Origin of the sequence: Parasporobacterium paucivorans DSM 15970, assembly GCF_900141895.1 — a bacterium.
Taxonomy (GTDB): Bacteria; Bacillota; Clostridia; order Lachnospirales; family Lachnospiraceae; genus Parasporobacterium; species Parasporobacterium paucivorans.
Window position 1 is genome coordinate 113,951 of sequence record NZ_FQYT01000002.1, and the last position, 18,122, is coordinate 132,072.

At 43.4% G+C, this 18,122-nt stretch carries 19 protein-coding genes; 1 reads left to right on the forward strand and 18 read right to left on the reverse strand.

Annotated elements, in window-relative coordinates:
- Positions 1–41 precede the first annotated feature (41 nt).
- The 15 genes from mobB to BUA79_RS00660 form a co-directional block, all read right to left on the reverse strand.
- A complete protein-coding gene (mobB, locus tag BUA79_RS00585; RefSeq protein WP_094757234.1) occupies positions 42–1,763 on the reverse strand; it encodes a molybdopterin-guanine dinucleotide biosynthesis protein B in 1,722 nt (573 codons plus the stop codon).
- Between the two features lie 124 nt (positions 1,764–1,887).
- Entirely contained in the window at positions 1,888–2,901 is a 1,014-nt protein-coding gene (locus BUA79_RS00595; RefSeq protein ID WP_073992418.1) for an electron transfer flavoprotein subunit alpha/FixB family protein, read from the reverse strand.
- Positions 2,902–2,928: 27 nt separating this feature from the next.
- Positions 2,929–3,711, reverse strand: coding sequence for an electron transfer flavoprotein subunit beta/FixA family protein (locus tag BUA79_RS00600; RefSeq protein ID WP_073992419.1), 783 nt, complete (start codon positions 3,709–3,711; stop codon positions 2,929–2,931).
- A 23-nt stretch (positions 3,712–3,734) separates the two neighbouring features.
- Positions 3,735–4,871: an acyl-CoA dehydrogenase gene (locus BUA79_RS00605; RefSeq protein ID WP_073992420.1), complete on the reverse strand. Its 1,137-nt coding sequence runs from the start codon at positions 4,869–4,871 to the stop codon at positions 3,735–3,737.
- Between the two features lie 19 nt (positions 4,872–4,890).
- Entirely contained in the window at positions 4,891–5,727 is an 837-nt protein-coding gene (locus BUA79_RS00610) for a 3-hydroxyacyl-CoA dehydrogenase family protein (RefSeq protein WP_073992421.1), read from the reverse strand.
- Between the two features lie 263 nt (positions 5,728–5,990).
- Positions 5,991–6,602, reverse strand: a complete 612-nt coding sequence (locus BUA79_RS00615; protein WP_278308894.1) for an epoxyqueuosine reductase QueH — start codon at positions 6,600–6,602, stop codon at positions 5,991–5,993.
- A gap of 6 nt (positions 6,603–6,608) precedes the next feature.
- Positions 6,609–7,064 carry an NUDIX hydrolase gene (locus BUA79_RS00620; protein ID WP_073992423.1) on the reverse strand — a complete coding sequence of 152 codons (456 nt, stop codon included), beginning with the start codon at positions 7,062–7,064 and terminating at the stop codon, positions 6,609–6,611.
- An 86-nt stretch (positions 7,065–7,150) separates the two neighbouring features.
- On the reverse strand, positions 7,151–8,566 hold the full coding sequence (locus BUA79_RS00625) for a peptidoglycan D,D-transpeptidase FtsI family protein (protein ID WP_073992424.1): 1,416 nt from the start codon (positions 8,564–8,566) through the stop codon (positions 7,151–7,153).
- On the reverse strand, positions 8,535–9,893 hold the full coding sequence (locus tag BUA79_RS00630) for an FtsW/RodA/SpoVE family cell cycle protein (RefSeq protein WP_073992425.1): 1,359 nt from the start codon (positions 9,891–9,893) through the stop codon (positions 8,535–8,537). The genes BUA79_RS00625 and BUA79_RS00630 overlap by 32 nt, the downstream gene beginning before the upstream one ends.
- Positions 9,894–9,902: 9 nt before the next feature.
- Positions 9,903–12,062, reverse strand: coding sequence for a peptidase U32 family protein (locus tag BUA79_RS00635; RefSeq protein ID WP_073992426.1), 2,160 nt, complete (start codon positions 12,060–12,062; stop codon positions 9,903–9,905).
- A gap of 69 nt (positions 12,063–12,131) precedes the next feature.
- The gene (locus tag BUA79_RS00640) at positions 12,132–12,545 is read right to left on the reverse strand and encodes a cell division protein ZapA (RefSeq protein WP_073992427.1); all 414 of its coding nucleotides are present in this window, start codon (positions 12,543–12,545) and stop codon (positions 12,132–12,134) included.
- Positions 12,546–12,610: 65 nt separating this feature from the next.
- Positions 12,611–13,609, reverse strand: coding sequence for a Holliday junction branch migration DNA helicase RuvB (gene ruvB, locus BUA79_RS00645; RefSeq protein WP_073992428.1), 999 nt, complete (start codon positions 13,607–13,609; stop codon positions 12,611–12,613).
- Between the two features lie 18 nt (positions 13,610–13,627).
- Entirely contained in the window at positions 13,628–14,224 is a 597-nt protein-coding gene (gene ruvA / locus BUA79_RS00650) for a Holliday junction branch migration protein RuvA (protein ID WP_073992429.1), read from the reverse strand.
- Between the two features lies 1 nt (position 14,225).
- A complete protein-coding gene (locus tag BUA79_RS00655) occupies positions 14,226–14,723 on the reverse strand; it encodes a Gx transporter family protein (RefSeq protein WP_073992430.1) in 498 nt (165 codons plus the stop codon).
- 13 nt (positions 14,724–14,736) lie between these two features.
- Positions 14,737–15,105, reverse strand: a complete 369-nt coding sequence (locus tag BUA79_RS00660; protein ID WP_073992431.1) for a NusG domain II-containing protein — start codon at positions 15,103–15,105, stop codon at positions 14,737–14,739.
- A 113-nt stretch (positions 15,106–15,218) separates the two neighbouring features.
- Here BUA79_RS00660 and BUA79_RS00665 point away from each other — a divergent pair, with 113 nt between their 5' ends.
- Complete coding sequence (locus BUA79_RS00665; protein WP_073992432.1) at positions 15,219–16,226, forward strand: FAD:protein FMN transferase; 1,008 nt, start codon at positions 15,219–15,221, stop codon at positions 16,224–16,226.
- Here BUA79_RS00665 and BUA79_RS00670 read toward each other — a convergent pair.
- The 3 genes from BUA79_RS00670 to BUA79_RS00680 form a co-directional block, all read right to left on the reverse strand.
- Complete coding sequence (locus tag BUA79_RS00670) at positions 16,223–16,645, reverse strand: CBS domain-containing protein (RefSeq protein WP_073992433.1); 423 nt, start codon at positions 16,643–16,645, stop codon at positions 16,223–16,225. The genes BUA79_RS00665 and BUA79_RS00670 overlap by 4 nt on opposite strands.
- Positions 16,646–16,734: 89 nt before the next feature.
- Positions 16,735–17,532, reverse strand: a complete 798-nt coding sequence (locus tag BUA79_RS00675; protein ID WP_073992434.1) for an RnfABCDGE type electron transport complex subunit B — start codon at positions 17,530–17,532, stop codon at positions 16,735–16,737.
- Positions 17,533–17,543: 11 nt separating this feature from the next.
- Positions 17,544–18,122, reverse strand: coding sequence for an electron transport complex protein RnfA (locus tag BUA79_RS00680; protein WP_073992435.1), 579 nt, complete (start codon positions 18,120–18,122; stop codon positions 17,544–17,546).

The window sequence follows — 18,122 nt, forward strand, 5'->3', positions numbered from 1 at the left end:
ACAAGAGAGAGACAGGTTCGCGCCTGTCTCTCTCTTGTTTTTTAGCTGTTTATAAGATATGCCTCAATGGCATCCCCTGGGTATAGTCCAACTGTGCCCGGCACCACTTCCCCAATCAGGTCGCAACCCATCAGGGAAGATATCGCCCCGTTTTTCTGTTTTGAAATGGTTTCAAAGCATGTCTTGCCATCTTCAAATACCATCCTCCCCTCCAGATACCGTCCATTGGGACAAGGCTTGTCATAACTGTTTTTCATAAATACTTTGATTTTCTTTAAGCCGATCTGTTTTTTGCCCATAAGCTTATGGATATAAGGCATCCCAAGCAGCTGCAATGCAATGGCCGCTGAAGTGGGATTTCCCGAAAGCGCCAGTATAACCTTGCCGTTCAACTGTGCTGCTACAAGAGCAGCACCCGGCTTTATATTGATTTTCCAAAATAGTATCTGTGCTCCAAGGCTTTCCAGCGCCGGAATAACCAGATCATAATCTCCTACAGACACTCCGCCAGTCGAAATAACCATATCAGACTCCCCAAGAGCCTTACGGTATAATTCCGCAATCTCCACCACGGAATCCTTTGCAATCCCCCCCTGGACAACCTCTGCTCCGGCCTCCCGCAAAAAAGCACTCAGCGTATATCTGCTGCTGTTTCGTATTTTTGCAGGTGCAAGCGGCTCATATGCTTCAATCAGTTCATCCCCTGTGTTCACGATTGCTATAACCGGTTTTTTAGCCACCAGGACTCTGGTTCTTCCAAGAGAGGCCAGCAGTCCGATTACAGATGGATTGATTAAGCTTCCTTTTTGAATTATTTCTTCCCCTATGTGAATATCTTCTCCCGGCGGTACAATATTGGTATTCGGTGCAGCCGGAAAAGACAGGGCTACTGTTTCAGCATCGAACACTGTATCTTCGAACCGGATAACCACGTCTGCCCCCTCCGGAATCGGACCTCCAGTAAGTATCTTGGCTGCCATGCCTGACTCCAGTTTGTATATGGGCTGCCGGCCGGCGGGTATTTCTTCGGTAATTTTCAATATGACGGGAGTGTCCTGGGATGCGTGAATAATATCCTCGGAGCGCAGGGCATACCCATCCAGTGGTGATTTTGCAAAATGGGGTATGTTTTCGTCTGCGTTGATATCTTCTCCGCAAATTCTGCCATCCGACTCATCAATGGAAATGTATTCAAAAACAGGCCAACTGGGAACAGCAAGCAGCTGTGCAATACCCTCTTCCAGGGCAATACCCTCTGGATACCCGGCCTTCTGAAGAAAATGACTTATCACATACTGCGCAACACCTCCCACATCATCCAGACTGAAGCAAGGCAATTCCTCATCAATCGGCACATCAGCCACAGCTGCCGTCAGTTCCTCAATTGGAAGCACCAGCTCCATCCCTTCTGTTTTTCGGTATACGCCGATTTTAGGGAAGTCCCCCCCCTTATATCCCTCCATAATGATTAGATCCACATCCCGAATGTAGCCAAGGAGTTCTTCTAAGGATGGCTCCACTTCCCGTTTTTCAATCCATGCAATTTTATTTTTTGAGGTTACAGAAACAAGGTCAGCACCAGCCTGGGAAAAGCGCTGTGTGTTTCCTTCCTGCAGATTTTCCATATCTTCGGCAGAATCATGTTCTACTACTGCAACCCTTAATTTTCTGGATTTCAATTCCGGTATTAACTTCTCAATAAAAGTAGTCTTTCCTGATCCTGAATATCCCACAAAGGATATCACCGGTATTTTACGGGCCATATCATCATCTCCTGATCATTTAGTATGTTCATACTAGTATTTTATCCTATAAGATGATGGTTTACAACATTTACAAGAATAAAAAAAACACAGCGCTGAACTGCTGTGTTTTTTTATTCTTGAATTATTTATTTGCTGCAAATTCTGTTTTGATTTTTTCCGTAAGTATTGGGAGGATTTTATTCAAATCACCTACAATGCCCACGTCTGCTACGTCAAATATCGGCGCAGATTCATCTTTGTTGATGGCAATTATCAGATCTGATTCCTCCATCCCTGCCAGATGCTGAATGGCACCGGAAATGCCGCAGGCAAAGTATACAGAAGGACGTACAGTTTTGCCCGTCTGCCCAACCTGAATATCCTTTTCTGTCCATCCTGCATCTACGCTGGCTCTGGAAGAAGCCACTTCTCCGCCGATTGCATCTGCCAGATCTTTCAGTAATTTAAAGTTTTCAGGTGAGCCAACACCGCGGCCCCCGGATACGAGAATTTTGGCATCCATAATATCCACTTTGTTGCTGACTTTTTTGATGATTTCTACAACTTCAACATATTTATTGTTTAATTCGAATCCAGGATTGAATTCATCTACGACTGCTTTTGCCCCCTCAATTGGAAGGATTTTCTTCATTACTCCCGGACGGACTGTTGCCATCTGAGGACGGAAATCCGGGCAAAGAATTGTTGCCATGATATTACCGCCAAAGGCGGGTCTCGTCATCCTGAGAAGCTTCGACTCTTCATCTATTTCAAGCTTGGTACAATCTGCCGTCAGACCTGTATGAACCCTCGCAGAAACGCGCGGTGCAAGATCTCTTCCAATTGCTGTAGCGCCAAAAAGAAAGATTTCCGGCTTATATTTTTCAATAACGGAATGCACAGCATGGGTATATGGTTCCGTGGTATAGGTTTCAAGTGCAGCATCATCCACAAGTACAACTTTATCTGCGCCGAAAGAAGCCAGTTTGTCGCATAATCCGCCTACATTATGTCCCAGCAGGACGGCTGTTACGTCTGAATTCAGTTTCTCGGCTAATTCCCTACCCTTTCCAAGCAATTCATAAGAAACTCCTGTGACCTTTGCATCTATCTGCTGGATAAACACAAATACTCCTTTATATTCCTGTATGTTCATCTATTTTTCACCACTTTCTCCTATATGTTAGAATACAAATTTTTCTTTTAATTTGTCTACAATGTATTGAGCAGATTCTTCCGGATCCAGCTTCACTTTTGTGCCGGATGGCTTCAGGCTCTTAGGAAAAGATTTTGCTACCCTTGTAGGAGAACCCTTCAAACCGATATCCCCCATATCGATGGTGATATCTGACAGTCCCCAAACGGTAATTTCTTTTTCCCGATACGCATCAAATATTCCGCCAGGAGTCATATATCTTGGGTTATTCAGCTCGGATAATGCTGTAATGAGGCAAGGTGTCTGCACTTTTATGACATGATATCTGTCCTCGAACTGTCTCTTTACTATAACAGCCGTTCCTTCCATTTTTACTTCTTCTGCATAACTGACGTTTGGAATGCCAAGATGCTCCGCAATCTGCGGTCCTACCTGAGCAGTATCTCCGTCAATCGCTTGACGGCCTGTAAAAATAAGGTCGTACTCCACATTTCGAATTGCGGCTGCTAAGGTTGAGGATGTGGCCCATGTGTCGGCACCCCCAAAGGCCCTGTCCGTCAGAAGAATGGCTTTATCTGCACCCATAGCCAGCCCTTCCCTAAGTACGGCATCTGCCTGGGGAGGACCCATGGAAATAACGGTTACTTCAGCACCAGTCTGGTCTTTTATTCTTAATGCTGCCTCAAGTCCTGCTTTGTCATCAGGGTTCATAATGCTCGGAACCCCTTCCCGGATGAGTGTACCTGTAACAGGATCTAACTTCACTTCATTGGTATCCGGCACCTGTTTTATGCAAACTATAATTTTCACTATTTTTTCACTCCTTTTATCCATTATAAGATATTTGCGGAAATAACCATTTTCTGTACTTCGGATGTTCCCTCGTATATCTCTGTTATTTTTGCATCCCGCATCATGCGCTCTACATCATAATCCCTGATATATCCATAACCGCCATGGAGCTGCACTGCCTTGGTTGTGATTTCCATTGCCACTTCTGATGCATATAGTTTCGCAACTGCTGCTTCAAGTGAAAAACTCGACTGTGTATCTTTTGCCAAAGCTGCTTTGTAAACCAGAGCCTGCGCTGCCTGCACCTTTGTGTACATATCGGCAAGTTCAAACTGAGTATTCTGGAATTTGGATATGGATCTACCAAACTGTTTTCTTTCCTTAACGTAAGCAATCGTAGTCTCAAGAGCACCTTCTGCCAGTCCAAGTGCCTGTGCGGCAATGCCTATACGGCCGCCGTCCAGGGTTCCCATTGCAATACCAAAACCTTTTCCCTCTTTTCCAAGAAGATTTTCTTTGGGTACGATACAGTCCTGGAATATAAGCTCTGTGGTAGCAGATCCACGTATACCCATTTTCTTTTCTTTCGTTCCAATTGAAAATCCAGGGTAATCCTTTTCAACAATGAAAGCGGATATGCCGCGATTCCCCTGAGCTTTATCCGTCATGGCAAATACAATGTAAATGTCTGCCTGCCCGCCGTTTGTAATGAATATTTTAGTACCATTTAATACATAATGATCTCCATCCAATACAGCTTTTGTCTGCTGTCCAGATGCATCCGTGCCGGCTCCCGGTTCCGTGAGTCCGAAAGCACCAAGCTTTTCACCTTTTGCAAGGGGAACCAGGTATTTCTGTTTCTGATCTTCTGTTCCATATTTTCTGATTGGTTCACAGCAAAGTGAAGTATGTGCTGAAACGATTACACCTGTAGTACCGCATACTTTGGACAATTCCTCCACGCACATAACGTAACTCAGGGTGTCACAACCTTGTCCGCCATATTCTTTGGGTACTGGAATCCCCATAAATCCTAATTTGTTCATTTTTTTCACTGTTTCAACCGGAAAGCGTTCTGTTTCATCCACCTCCTGGGCAAGCGGTTTAACTTCCTTCACTGCAAAATCACGGAAAAGGTGTCTCACCATTTCATGTTCCTTGCTTAACATAAAATCCATTGTTTATTCCTCCTGATTATTATCTGTAATCGTAAAATCCGATTCCTGTTTTCCTGCCGAGTTTTCCCCCACGAACCATTTTCTTTAGCAATGGTTCCGGTCGGTATTTCATATCTCCTGTTTCCGCCTGCAAAACTTCCATGATGGCAAGTACGACATCAAGACCAATCAGATCTCCTAATTCTAACGGTCCCATTGGATGGTTGGCCCCCAGCTTCATCGCCTGGTCAATTCCTTCCGCTGTCGCAGTCCCCGATGCGAGGATGCCGACTGCTTCATTTATCATCGGCACAAGAATCCTGTTGACTACGAATCCTGCTGCCTCGTTCACCTGCACCGGCACCTTGCCCAGGTCTTCTGATATGGTTTTAATCTTATCTACTGTTTCCTGAGGCGTATTTAATCCTGCTATTATCTCAACCAGCTTCATGACTGGTGCCGGATTAAAGAAATGCATCCCAATGAGCGGCCTGTTCAATCCCGTGCCCATCTCCGTTATCGAGAGAGCAGATGTATTTGATGCAAATATGCATTCTGGTTTACAGATTGTCTGCAACTCCATGAATGTGTGTTTTTTAATCTCCATGTTCTCGATGGCAGCCTCGATGATCAAATCACATTCTGAACAGATTTCGATTGTTCCTGTTTCAATCTTTGCGAGTATTACATCCGCTTCGGCCTGGTCCATTTTCCCTTTTTCAATTCTTTTAGCGAACCCTTTTTCAATTCTTTTCTTTCCCCCGGCTGCGAATTCATTACTGATATCACATAATGCAACATTGTATCCTTCTGATGAGGCAAATACCTGTGCGATGCCTGTTCCCATTGTGCCTGCTCCGATAATACCGACCTTCATATTGAATATCCTCCTTATAAAATATTAATGTTAATATTTTAACATTGCCAGGAAAAATTAAATCCATTTCAGTCTGAATTTTTCATTCTCAGACATTCAGGATTCTCTGACTTGAATAGGTACGATTTAACTACTTGGTTAAATTATTAACGATATAGTTAATTTTAGCACATTTTCAAGTCTTTTTGTAGTATTTTCTTATGTTTTTTATGATTTTTTATAAAAAATCACCAGTAATAACTGAGCCGATGAATCCGTACACTTTATTTCATTTTTGAATATACGCAGCCACAATAATCCTGGCGGTATAAATCATAAGCTTCGGATAGCTCAACAGAACGCTTGTAACCATTTTTCTTCTTGAAATCTGATTGAAGATAGGAAACACCTTCCTCGGCACCAATTTTCAGCCCCAAATCATTGATCATGGCAGCTTTTTTTAGAGGGCTTATGGTCAGAGTCGTTGTAAAATACTCCGCCCCGATTTTTTTTGCCATCTTTGCCGTTTCCCGGAGTCTTAATTCGTAGCATTTCAGGCATCTGGCTCCGCCTTCGGGTTCATTTTCCAGTCCTTTTATGGCTCCGTAAAACTCAGATGTATTAAATTCCCCCTGAATGAACGTTACGGGATGCTTATTAGACATGGAATCAATAAGTCTTTGCTGTTCGGCTTCCCGGTATGCATATTCCTCTGGCGGATATATGTTCGGATTGTAATAAAAAAGATGAATTTCAAAGTAATCAGACAGGTATTCCAGCACATAGCTGCTACAGGGTGCACAGCAGCTGTGCAGCAGCAAAGATGGTACCTCTCCGTCACGGTTTAGCTCTTTGATTTTATTATCCAGAATTTTCTGGTAATTCCTATTCTCCATCATGGCTTAATAATAATATTTCCTGGCTCCCCAGAGATTGCTTTTTTTTAGTTCCAGATATTCATTATAGCATTTCTCCAGGATATTTTTTTCGTTTTCAAATTTCAACAGATGATATGCTTCATGTATCTTATAGTATCCCGAATCAGTGAAAAATTCCTCACGCTGAGGTTTACTGTAGTAGCTGTCCGCCATCATAAGGTACCAGTGTACATCCTTTTCGACCACATCCTGAGGTACTGAAAAAGTATAGCTGCTCGTACCAACATATTTGATAATGGAAGCTTCTACACCGGTCTCTTCCCTAACTTCCCTTAAGGCTGTCTGCTTGAAATCTTCCCCTGCTTCTACCGTTCCCTTTGGCAATACCCATCCTTCATATCTGTTTTTGAAATTTTTATAAAGCACAAGAACCTTGCCACGAAAAATCACCACACCACCACAGCTCGTTGCCTCAATCACCGCAATCCCTCCTGTCTTTCAGTGTGCACCTAAATTGAATTCAGTATAGCGCAGAAGAATCGTAAAATCAAGCAAATTGAAGACATCTACCTGAAATAATAGTCAAGGACGCTTTTTGCGGCGTTTACAGACCATTTTGTGCCAGAGGGCATTTCCTCGAACAGTACACATATAGCTATTTTTTTATCGCCATTTTCTGCAAAACCTACGAACCAGGAATGAGCCTTGTCTCCGGAATCCACCTGGGCCGTTCCTGTTTTTCCATACGCTGTGTAGCTGTCTGATTTCAGTTCGGATGCGGTCCCCTCCGTTACCACGGCTCTCATGTATTCCTTTAAAACAGATGCTTCATCTGAGGTTATAAGATTTCCATATTCCTGTGACCGTATCGTCTTCACAGTATTGCCGGTATATGACTCTATTCGGTCGACAAACCTGGGTGTTACCAATACACCTTCATTCGCTATGGCAGAAACAGTCATAAGCATATGCATGGGGGTAACCAAGGTTTCTCCCTGTCCCATGGATGTCTGCATGACATCAAAAATCCCGGAATCTTCATTAAGCGTGAAGCTGCTGCGTTTATATGGGATGATAATTGGCAGATCTGCATTAAACAGCAGGCTTCCACAACTCTCTCTGAAAGATTTCAGGTTAAGTCCCAGTCCAATATTTACAAAAGAACTATTGCAGGAATTTGCAAAGCTTTCCATGAGATTCTGGTGCCCATGACTTTTCCCGTTAAAACAACTGACCGAATACTCTCCATTTGTATATGATCCGTTACAATCGTAGGCATAATCGGAATAACCCGGATTTTCCCGGATATATTCAAGGAGTGTGAATATTTTGAATATGGACCCGGGTGTATACAGCCCCTGGGTAGAGCGGTTTATCAAAACAGCCTTCTCCGTATCGCTGCTCAGAGAAGCCCAGTCCGTATCCGCCAGGTTCGGGTCGTAATCTGGTTTGGAAACCATAGCAAGTACCTTTCCGGTGTCCGGTTCCATTGCAACAATAACGCCCCTGTTTGTACCCAGGGCATCACTGGCTGCCTGCTGGAGACCCACTTCCAGGGTAGTGCTTATGTTGTCGCCAATGTTTTTCACTCCCTTAAATTCATTGAATATCTTTTCTACCGTATCTGCATTTGATGTCAGAAGGTCAAAATTATAAGCAAGCTCAAGACCGGCCCGACCATGTGAATTGATTCCGATTACGTGGGCAAAAAGATTTCCAAATGGGTATACCCTGGTTTCGTTGCCCTCTGCATCCGTTTCTGTCACGGCTAGTTCTTCTCCTCCACTTGCATATATTGTTCCCCGTACAATTTTCTCTGTAAAAGAATCCTGTCTCTTATTATAACTATTATTGATCACATCTCTGCTCTGAAAAACCATGAAATATACAAAGTATCCAATCATGGCCACAAACAGGGCAATAAAGACGTAAGTGATTTTCATTATTTCATTATTTGGATTTTTCTTTCGCTTTTTTCCCATTATCTTTCTCCGTTAATTTTCCTGTATTATTCTTCATTCCAATCGCCAGGATTATGCCAAAAATGATTATAGTGGCTACCAGGGAACTCCCTCCATAGCTTACAAGCGGGAGTGTAACACCAGTGGAAGGAATTAGTTTTATGGCTCCCCCTATCGTAAGAAAGACCTGAACCACATAGACCAGAGACAGCCCCAATACGACCGTCTTATAAAACCGCTCTCCCTGTTCCATGGAAATCCTTATGAAACTGAGGAAGCAGCAAAGACACAGGAAAATCAGGCAGAGGGCAAAAAAGCCCCCCAGCTCCTCGGAGATGGCCGAAAAGACAAAATCCTGCTCCACCACAGGTATATCCGAAGGTCTTCCCTGGAAAAGCCCCATACCCAGCCATCCTCCGGTTCCAATCGCAAACAGGGACTGCGTTATCTGATATCCTTCATTGTCAAGAACGGACCACGGATTCAGCCACGCCAGTACCCGAATTCTGACATGGGAAAACAGCTTATAACCGATAACGGCCGCCACCGCCCCCCCCAGGGTTCCAGAAAGAAGGTATAAGCGCTTTTGGGTTACAGAATACAGTACAAAAAGATAAACCACAAACAAGATCAGGGCACTGCCCAGATCTCTGGAGAGAACGAGAAGAATTACATGAGCTCCTGCAAATACTGCCGAAATAATGACATTTTTGAAGGAAGTGGACTTTTCAAAAAGTGCCGCAAGAAAAAACACAAAAAAGATTTTCACGAATTCCAATGGCTGAACAGAAAAAAACTTCAGGTCGACGGACAGCTTTGCTCCATTGCTCGTATCTCCCATTACCAACACAACCAGAAGAAGCCCCAATCCCAGGACACAATACAGCCAGGTAGCGCGAGGCCAGGATTTTATTTTGTTAAAAAGAAAAAGCACAAGGAAGAATATCACGGTAGCTGCCAGCAAAATAGCAAACTGTCTGAATGCCTTGTCCAAGGAAAGTCTGGTCAGAATAATCAGACTCATACAGAGCATCATACTCATGCTGTTTACGAGCGGTCTGCTTATCCTGCCATCAAAAAAAACTCCGGTCAGACCCAAAAAGAAAATAAAATACAGCAGCTGGCAGCCGTAAAATATTATCACCTGGTAAACCTTGTCCGAGTTGTTTATAAGAATCAAAATAAAAGCCATAAAATGAAGGATATACAGAATAGCCCTTTGTCTTTTCAACAGCTTGTTTTTGTATTCTTCCGGGGTATTCCGGAGTGTATTGAATGCAAAATAGGTAAAGAATGCAAACAATATGATTAGAATGTATTTTGTTGAAGTTATATATATATTTAACAAATCTGCCACCTACTCAATTCCGCGATTAAAATGCCCTCTTGTAAAGCCCGTGATTTCGAGTACTTCTGTATCCCCTCCGCAAAAGACCTTCACAAAGTCCTTTGCGATACGAGCGGTTTCTTCCGCCGTTTCTTTAGTAAAATCCAATCTTAAAGCAGCCACTCCAAGGCCTTCCACCTTATCCGACACCCCAAGAAGAGAAAGCGGCTGGCTGTTATAAATCGTATTATAGCACAGACCACAGCTGCTTTTCACTGTAAAATATTTATTATACCGGTCCTTCAGAAAAACATATTCCTGCTTTTTATCGCATTTTCCAAGAGTTTTTTTCACACAACCGGCAGAAATCATGAGAGGGATGTATCCGTAAACGACCAGCTCTTCGTCCCCTGTGATACGCCTTTTCAGTTCCCTGTGGTTCAGCTCATAAGGAAGTGCGATACTTTCTGCCCCCCACTCTTTATACATCCTTTCAGCCTCCGAATTCAGAGAATACATGGACGCGTCGAAGACAAGAGTTTTACTGGTTCTCTTATCGAGATATCCATATTCATCCAGGCTCTTGACCAGGTAACCGTCGAGACAGCTTTGTTCCATATTCTCAAAGTGCTTCTCAAAGAGATTGGCCGCAGCACTCCTAAAGACCGGAGGCAGGGACAAAAACAATTGTTTTCTTTTGGCATGGCATCTGTCGGCAATGGCGTTAATATGACTTAAATCGGTTGATTCATAATCCAGATATATCCTGTCAATTTCCGGGATAGACATGACTTTTTCAAATTGTTCCAGGGTTGTGACCATACAGTTCAATTTCATTCCCGGCTTGATGCGTTTTTCTGTTTCTGATTCAGCCTTAATTTCCGGACTATTGTGCAGGATCCGTCTGTATTTTTTTAAAAGTTCCTGGGTAAACATTTCCAGTGCATTCCTGCGCAGTCCATTCAAATCCCCGACCGGGATAAAGAGTCCGTCATCCAGCTCAACTTCCACCTCCTGAAAACAATAGCTGCTGCCTCCCGTCTTCATCATCTGACGGACTACGTTTTCAATGGTCAGCGGTTTATTCTGTGCAGGATATGGTCTGCCACCCATATAAATGATGTGATGGGTGTCATCAAAAATTTCCACCCGGACTTCTTTATCCTGCTGAATTGCCATCCTGCAATGAATCTTTTTGTGGATATCCGGCATCTCATCTTTTTCATTTTTTATGTCTTTGTCGGAGGAATACGTGGATTTATTCAGGGTAATCATGTTTCTGCTGTTATGCTGCCGGTAATATCCCTCACTAAAACCATTTCGGGAATAAAGGGCTTCCAGATACTCCAGATCGTTTTTTTCCACATGATAGCCCTCTGTTCCATTCTTTTCGTACAGATCAAGGTATTTCCGGTATATTGCCGTAACCCCACCAGAATAGGCTGGACTCTTCATTCTTCCTTCGATTTTCAAGGAGCCCACCCCTGCTTCCAGTATTTCCGGCAATAGCCGCAGGGTGCATATGTCCTTGGGGCTGATCGGATAAGCTTCCTCCTTTTGGGAAATCGTTTTCTCATCTTTCATGGCTGTGTATGGGAGCCTGCAGGGCTGTGCACATCTTCCCCGGTTGCCGCTTCTGCCTCCCAACATGCTGCTCATCAGGCACTGACCAGAATACGAATAGCAAAGAGCCCCGTGAACAAAGCTTTCAATTTCGATGTCAGAATCGTCCCTGATTTCCCTTATTTCCCCTAATGACAGCTCTCTCGGTGTTACAATCCGGCTGATTCCATTATCTTTCAGGATTCTGGCTCCATATTTTCCCATTACAGCCATTTGGGTGCTTGCATGAATGGCAATATCCGGGAAATGCCTCCTCACAAAACGTACTGCTCCCCAGTCCTGCACAATCAGTGCATCCAGTCCCTGCCTGTAATAAGGAAGCAAGTAATCATACAGTTTTTCTTCTATTTCTTCCTCCTTAAGGAGGGTGTTCAGCGTCATGTATATCTTCTTGCCATGAACGTGTACGTAATCTATTGCCTTCAAAAGATCCTCTCCGGACAGATTCTGGGCAAAAGCCCTGGCCCCGAACATAGAACCTCCCAGATAGACCGCATCAGCCCCCGCATTGACAGCCGCTCTCAGTGATTCATACGAACCTGCCGGGGATAGTAATTCAACTTTCATAATTTTTCCTCACCAAAATAAGCAAGCCGAAACAAAAGTAAAAATCATTTGCTTCCGGCCCGTTTATTTTTAATATGAATTATCCATATCCGTCATTCTTGTTTCCAAGCGGATAATTTCTTTTTGGTATTCGTTTGCCTCATTCTTCAGTCGGATTATTTCCTTTTCATTCTCCTGGTTATTAAGCCTCTCCGTGACAAGCTCATGTTTTATGTCATACAGCTGTCTGTCCTTGTCTCCCACTTCCGCTTCCAGTTCATCTGCTCTTTTTTTTGTTTTAAAATATTCGTCTGCAATATTAAGCTCCAGCATCGCTTTCTGGGCATCAAAATTCATTTTTTTGTAGGCAGGATCTTTTCTGTATTCTGCAATTTTACCGTTAATATACGAGCTTACCTTCTGAAGATATTCTTCGCTTTCATAACCGCTGAGCGTATACTTGTTTCCGTCTATAATTACCTCAGTATTATTCTTTGCCGTCATGCCATTATTCCCCCGGATTTTATTGGATATTATAATTATAACGTATCAAGATATAAAAACAACCGTTATTTGATTTTAGACAGACCCAGGTGAAGATATGCACTTTCCGTGACGACTCTGCCACGGGGGGTTCTCATAATAAGACCTTTTTTGATCAGATAGGGTTCATACACCTCTTCAAGAGTTCCTGTATCTTCTCCGATTGCGGCTGCCAGAGTGTCCAGACCGGCCGGCCCTCCACCAAATTTTTCAATCAGTGTAAGAAGAATGGTCCTGTCGTTAAGATCAAGCCCTTCCTTATCCACTTCCAGAAGGTTCAGTGCATCATCAGCCACTTCCCTGGTGATATCCCCATCGTATTTTACCTGTGCAAAGTCCCTTACCCGCTTTAAAAGCCGATTGGCAAGCCGGGGAGTACCTCTCGATCTCCTGGCTATCTCCATGGCTCCCCTGGAATCAATCCTTACTCCAAGAACCCTGGCCGACCTTTCCACTATTATCTGGAGATCTTCCTCCGTATAGAATTCAAGGCGGCTTATGAGCCCAAATCGGTCTCTTAGCGGCGCTGTCAGCAGTCCAGCCCTTGTGGTGGCTCCAATCAGGGTAAATTTGGGTATATTCAGACGGATGGATCTTGCGGAAGGTCCTTTTCCAATCATAATATCAATGGCAAAGTCCTCCATGGCCGGATAAAGCAATTCTTCCACCTGCCGGTTCAGTCTGTGGATTTCATCAATGAATAGAATATCCCCTTCTGACAGACTGTTCAGAACCGCAGCCATTTCTCCCTGCTTTTCAATGGCCGGTCCGCTGGTGATTTTGATATTCACACCCATTTCGTTTGCGATAATTCCAGCCAGTGTGGTCTTTCCAAGACCAGGAGGTCCGTAAAAAAGCGTATGATCCAGAGATTCACCACGTGATTTGGCTGCTTCAATAAATATTTTAAGGTTTTCCTTTGCTTTGGTCTGACCGATATAATCTTTTAAACACCTGGGTCTCAAGTGGTTTTCTATGCTTTCCTCTTCCACTTCCAGGTCTGTGCTAATTATCCGCTTGTTCATTTTTTCTCCACCTGTTTATCATATCAGCTTTTTTAATGCTTCCCTCAGCAATGCCTCCACATCTGTAATATTCGTAGAGTATGCCGAATTAACAGCTTTGTGGGATTCGGTAATCGAATACCCAAGTGTTGCCAGCGCCTGTACCGCTTCGCTTCTTATATCATCCGTGTTTGCCGCAAATCCTTCCTCGCCCGTATCTCCAAGGATATCTTCCGGATTCACCTTATCCCGGAGTTCGATAATCAGCCTCTGGGCTGTCTTCGCTCCGATTCCCGGAGCCCGGCTTATGGTTTTGGCATCATTTGCCAGGACGGACATCCTCAGTTCATCAGGCGTAATGGTCGACAATATTCCCAGTGCCCCCTTTGGACCGATGCCGCTGACCTGAATCAGCATCTTGAAAATTCCCAAGTCATCCTTTGAAAGAAATCCATATAAATTGATGGCATCTTCCCGTACGTATAGATAAGTATACACCCTGACTTCATTCCCCACTGCCGGAAGCGCCGGTATCAGGGATGTGGGAACAATAATATTATACCCCATGTTCTGGTTTTCAATCACGATTTTCTTTTCAGAAATCTCCCTTAATTCACCTTTAATGTATGAAATCATATTATACCTGCCTAAGTAATGTTTTAACTTTATTTTGAAACAGATTTGCGATAATCCCTAAGACCAGGCCCGTAACAAACCCTGCTATTATAAGGACCGGAAGATAGTAGAGAATGCCATAGGTTTCTACAACCAGGGATGCTATTACTATCTGGGCAATATTATGGGTCACCCCGCCGACCACGCTCACGGCTATTATGGAGAACAGCTTGGATTTCATTGCCAGGAACATGAAAACGAAACTAATGAACGCACCGGCAAAGCTGAAGAGAAGGCTGAAGGGATTCCCGAATAAAAGCGCAATTATGAAAATCCGTACAATGTTGATCAGCATGGCTTCTCTGGGTCCAATATTAAAGAGGACTATGACCACAACAAGATTTGCAAGCCCCAGTTTGACACCGGGTATTCCAAAGTTAAAAGGAAGAATCACTTCAATATAACTAAGTATTATGGCAAATGCTGTAAACATGGACAGATAGGATATTCTTTTTGCCATTCTCTTCCCCTTTCTAATCAGCTATGCCATCCAGCTCAGATGCATCAGTCTCTCCAACCACCCTGACCACAACCTCGTTTGGTAGACATATCAATGATTCATCGGAAGATTTTATACTTTTCTGGTGCATACACAACTTATCCGGACAGGATGCATCCGTAATTTTCGCCTCTCTATTATTAATATCCAAAACATTGTAGCCTTTTTCCGACACAATCATATATTGGGTGTTCTCATCCAACGGGAGGGACTTCACAACTTCCCCCTTTACGACAATCTCCACATAGGCCCCCTGTTGCGGCAGCAGGATATTAAACAGTATAAAAGCAACGAAAGACACAGCCAGTATCGTTGCCAGTAAAATGATATCGTTTTTCTTCATATAGTTTTCCTAACAGAACTAATGTTTTTTATCATGATAGCATAAAAGTGTTTTAAAGTAAAATGCATTATGATATCATATATTGCACACACTAAAAGGAATGGTACGGATATATGAAAAAAACAATAATTGTTTTGGCTTTATTGCTTCTGACACTTACCGGATGCTCCAATGATTCATCCGCAGATACTGTGACGAAGACTGATTTTTACTTTGATACTGTAGTAACCATTACGCTTTATGGCGAAACGGATGCTTCCATAATCGACGAATGCTTCTCCATATGCGCCGGCTACGAGCAGCTTTTCAGCCGAACGATTGAAACGAGTGAAATTTCTATCCTCAACCGGGATAAGATTCTTGCGAGTCCAAGCCCCGATACTTTGGATATAATAAATACCGCTTTGCAATACTCAGCACTGACTGATGGAAAATTTGATATAACTGTTGCAGGTTTAAGCCAATTATGGGCTTTCACTTCAGATAACCCTGCTGTTCCGGGCAATGAAGCTATAAAGGAAGCCTTAAAGGGCGTCGGAAGCAAGTACATTTCTATCAACGACGGTTCAGTGCGCCTCACAAACCCGGCCACCTCCATTGACCTGGGCGCTCTTGCAAAAGGTTATATTGCAGACAAGCTGAAGGAATATCTTTTGAGCCAAAACGTTAAAAGTGCGGTGATTGACTTAGGAGGCAATGTTCTGCTGGTTGGAAGCAAACCTGACGGGAGTGCTTACAGGATAGGGATACAGAAGCCGTTTGCCAAAAGGAATGAATCCCTTGCCATAGTCCAGGGATCAGATATCTCCATTGTGTCATCCGGAAATTACGAAAGATATTTCTATGAAAACGGTAAACTTTACCATCATATACTGGACACAACAACCGGCTATCCTGTAGAAAACAATCTTTCTTCCGTAACGATCCTTTCATCTTCCTCTCTGGATGGCGACTGCCTCAGCACATCCTGCTTTGCCCTGGGGCTTGAAAAAGGAATGGAGCTGATAGAAAGCCTGGATGGTATCGAGGCCGTTTTTGTTGATAAGGACGACAATATGTATCTGTCTTCCGGATTAAAAAAGACTGATGGTAATATCATTACCATCAGTCCGCAGAGCTAACCCATTGCGAATCTGTTTTGTATGTACTTATTGTTCCACTGTTCCATTATGTCTTTTCTGGTAACGATACCAATAAATTTATTGTCGTCATCCACGACTGGCACAAAGTTTTGGTTAAGTGCTTTTGACATCATGTCTTCTATGTTGGCATTTGCATTGACCGGGATGTTGTCCCTGTTTCTTTTAATCATTCTGATCGGCATATCCTGGATGTCATTAAGACAAAGGCTGCTGTTCTCCTGCATGTACTGCACAATATCCCGGTCTGTTATGGTCCCGGCCAGTTTGCCCATCCTGTTGATGATTGGAACCGCCGTATAATTACGCTTTGCCATTACCATTAATGCCTCTTTGACTGTATCGGTATTAAAGATGTAATCTACTTCACTTTTGGGTTTTAGAAAAAATAAAACATTCATAATATGTAATTTTCCTCCTTGCAGATGCCATTAAAGTATAATTCCCATATAGGAATTATACTTTAATTTTACTGCAATAACAAGGGTACTTATTTTTTAATTACAATAATTTTTGTTGGACATTTCTGCGCGCAGGCACCGCAATTGGTGCATTTATCATAATCAATATGTGCCAGATTGTTAACAACCTTGACAGCATCAAACGCACATGCTTTTTCACACATCTTGCATGCGATACATCCTACCGAGCATACCGCTTTCACGTCTTTTCCCTTGCTTGTGCTGTTGCAGCGTACCAGATGTTCAGCTTGGTAAGGAACCATTTCAATAAGGTTTTTTGGACACTCTGCAATACATTTCCCACAGGCAACGCATTTTTCTCTATCAACCAATGCGAGACCGTCCTGAACATGTATAGCGTCAAACTCACATGCCGAGACGCAGGATCCATATCCCATACATCCAAAAGAACATCCTTTTGGTCCGCCTCCGGATACCAGCGCGGCTTCCTTGCAGTTCATATTGCCATGGTACTCATATTTAAGACTAGATACACTGTTGCTTCCGTGACATTTAACGAAAGCAACATTTTTGACCATATCAGCTGTCTGTCCCGTGATTTCGGCAATTATTTGTGCAGTGACGCTACCGCCAACTGGACAGGCTCCTGCCGGGGCTTCTCCATTTGCAATGGCTGCAGCCAGTCCATCACATCCGGGGTATCCGCATCCCCCACAGTTATTTCCTGGCAGCGCCTCACGGACTTTCAGCTCAATTTCATTCACTTCTACTTTAAAAGCCAGATCCGCCGCTCCTAAAAGAAAACCTATCAGAATACCCACACCGGCGACAACGGCTGCTGCGATAATTACTCCTGTAACACTCATCGTTATCCCCCCTATATTAATCCTGAAAATCCAAAAAATGCAATTGCCATAAGTCCCGCTGAAACCATTGTGATCGGCATTCCCCTGAAGGGTACCGGTATGTTCTCGTTATATTCAGATTTCTCCCGGATACCGGCCATAATCAGCAAAGCTATTGTAAATCCGACTGAAACTCCCAAACCATTAACCACGCTAAACAAGAGATTGTATTCTTTCTGTACATTCATCAATGTAACGCCAAGAACGGCACAGTTTGTGGTAATCAACGGAAGGTATACGCCCAAGGCTGAGTAAAGGGGCCGGCTGTACTTTTTCAGAATCATTTCCACCAGCTGGACCAGCGCTGCAATCACCAGTATGAATACAATCGTCTGCAGATAGCTGATGTGAAGCGGTACAAGGATTCCGATAAAAATAATTCCAGCCAGAAAAGAGGAAACCGTTATAACGAATATTACAGCAGCTCCCATGCCAAGGGAAGTTTTCAGCTTTTTGGATACTCCAAGAAAAGGACAAAGCCCAAGGAACTGGCTCAGAACTACATTGTTCACCAAGGCGGCTCCAATAATTATCAGTACTAATTCTTTCAT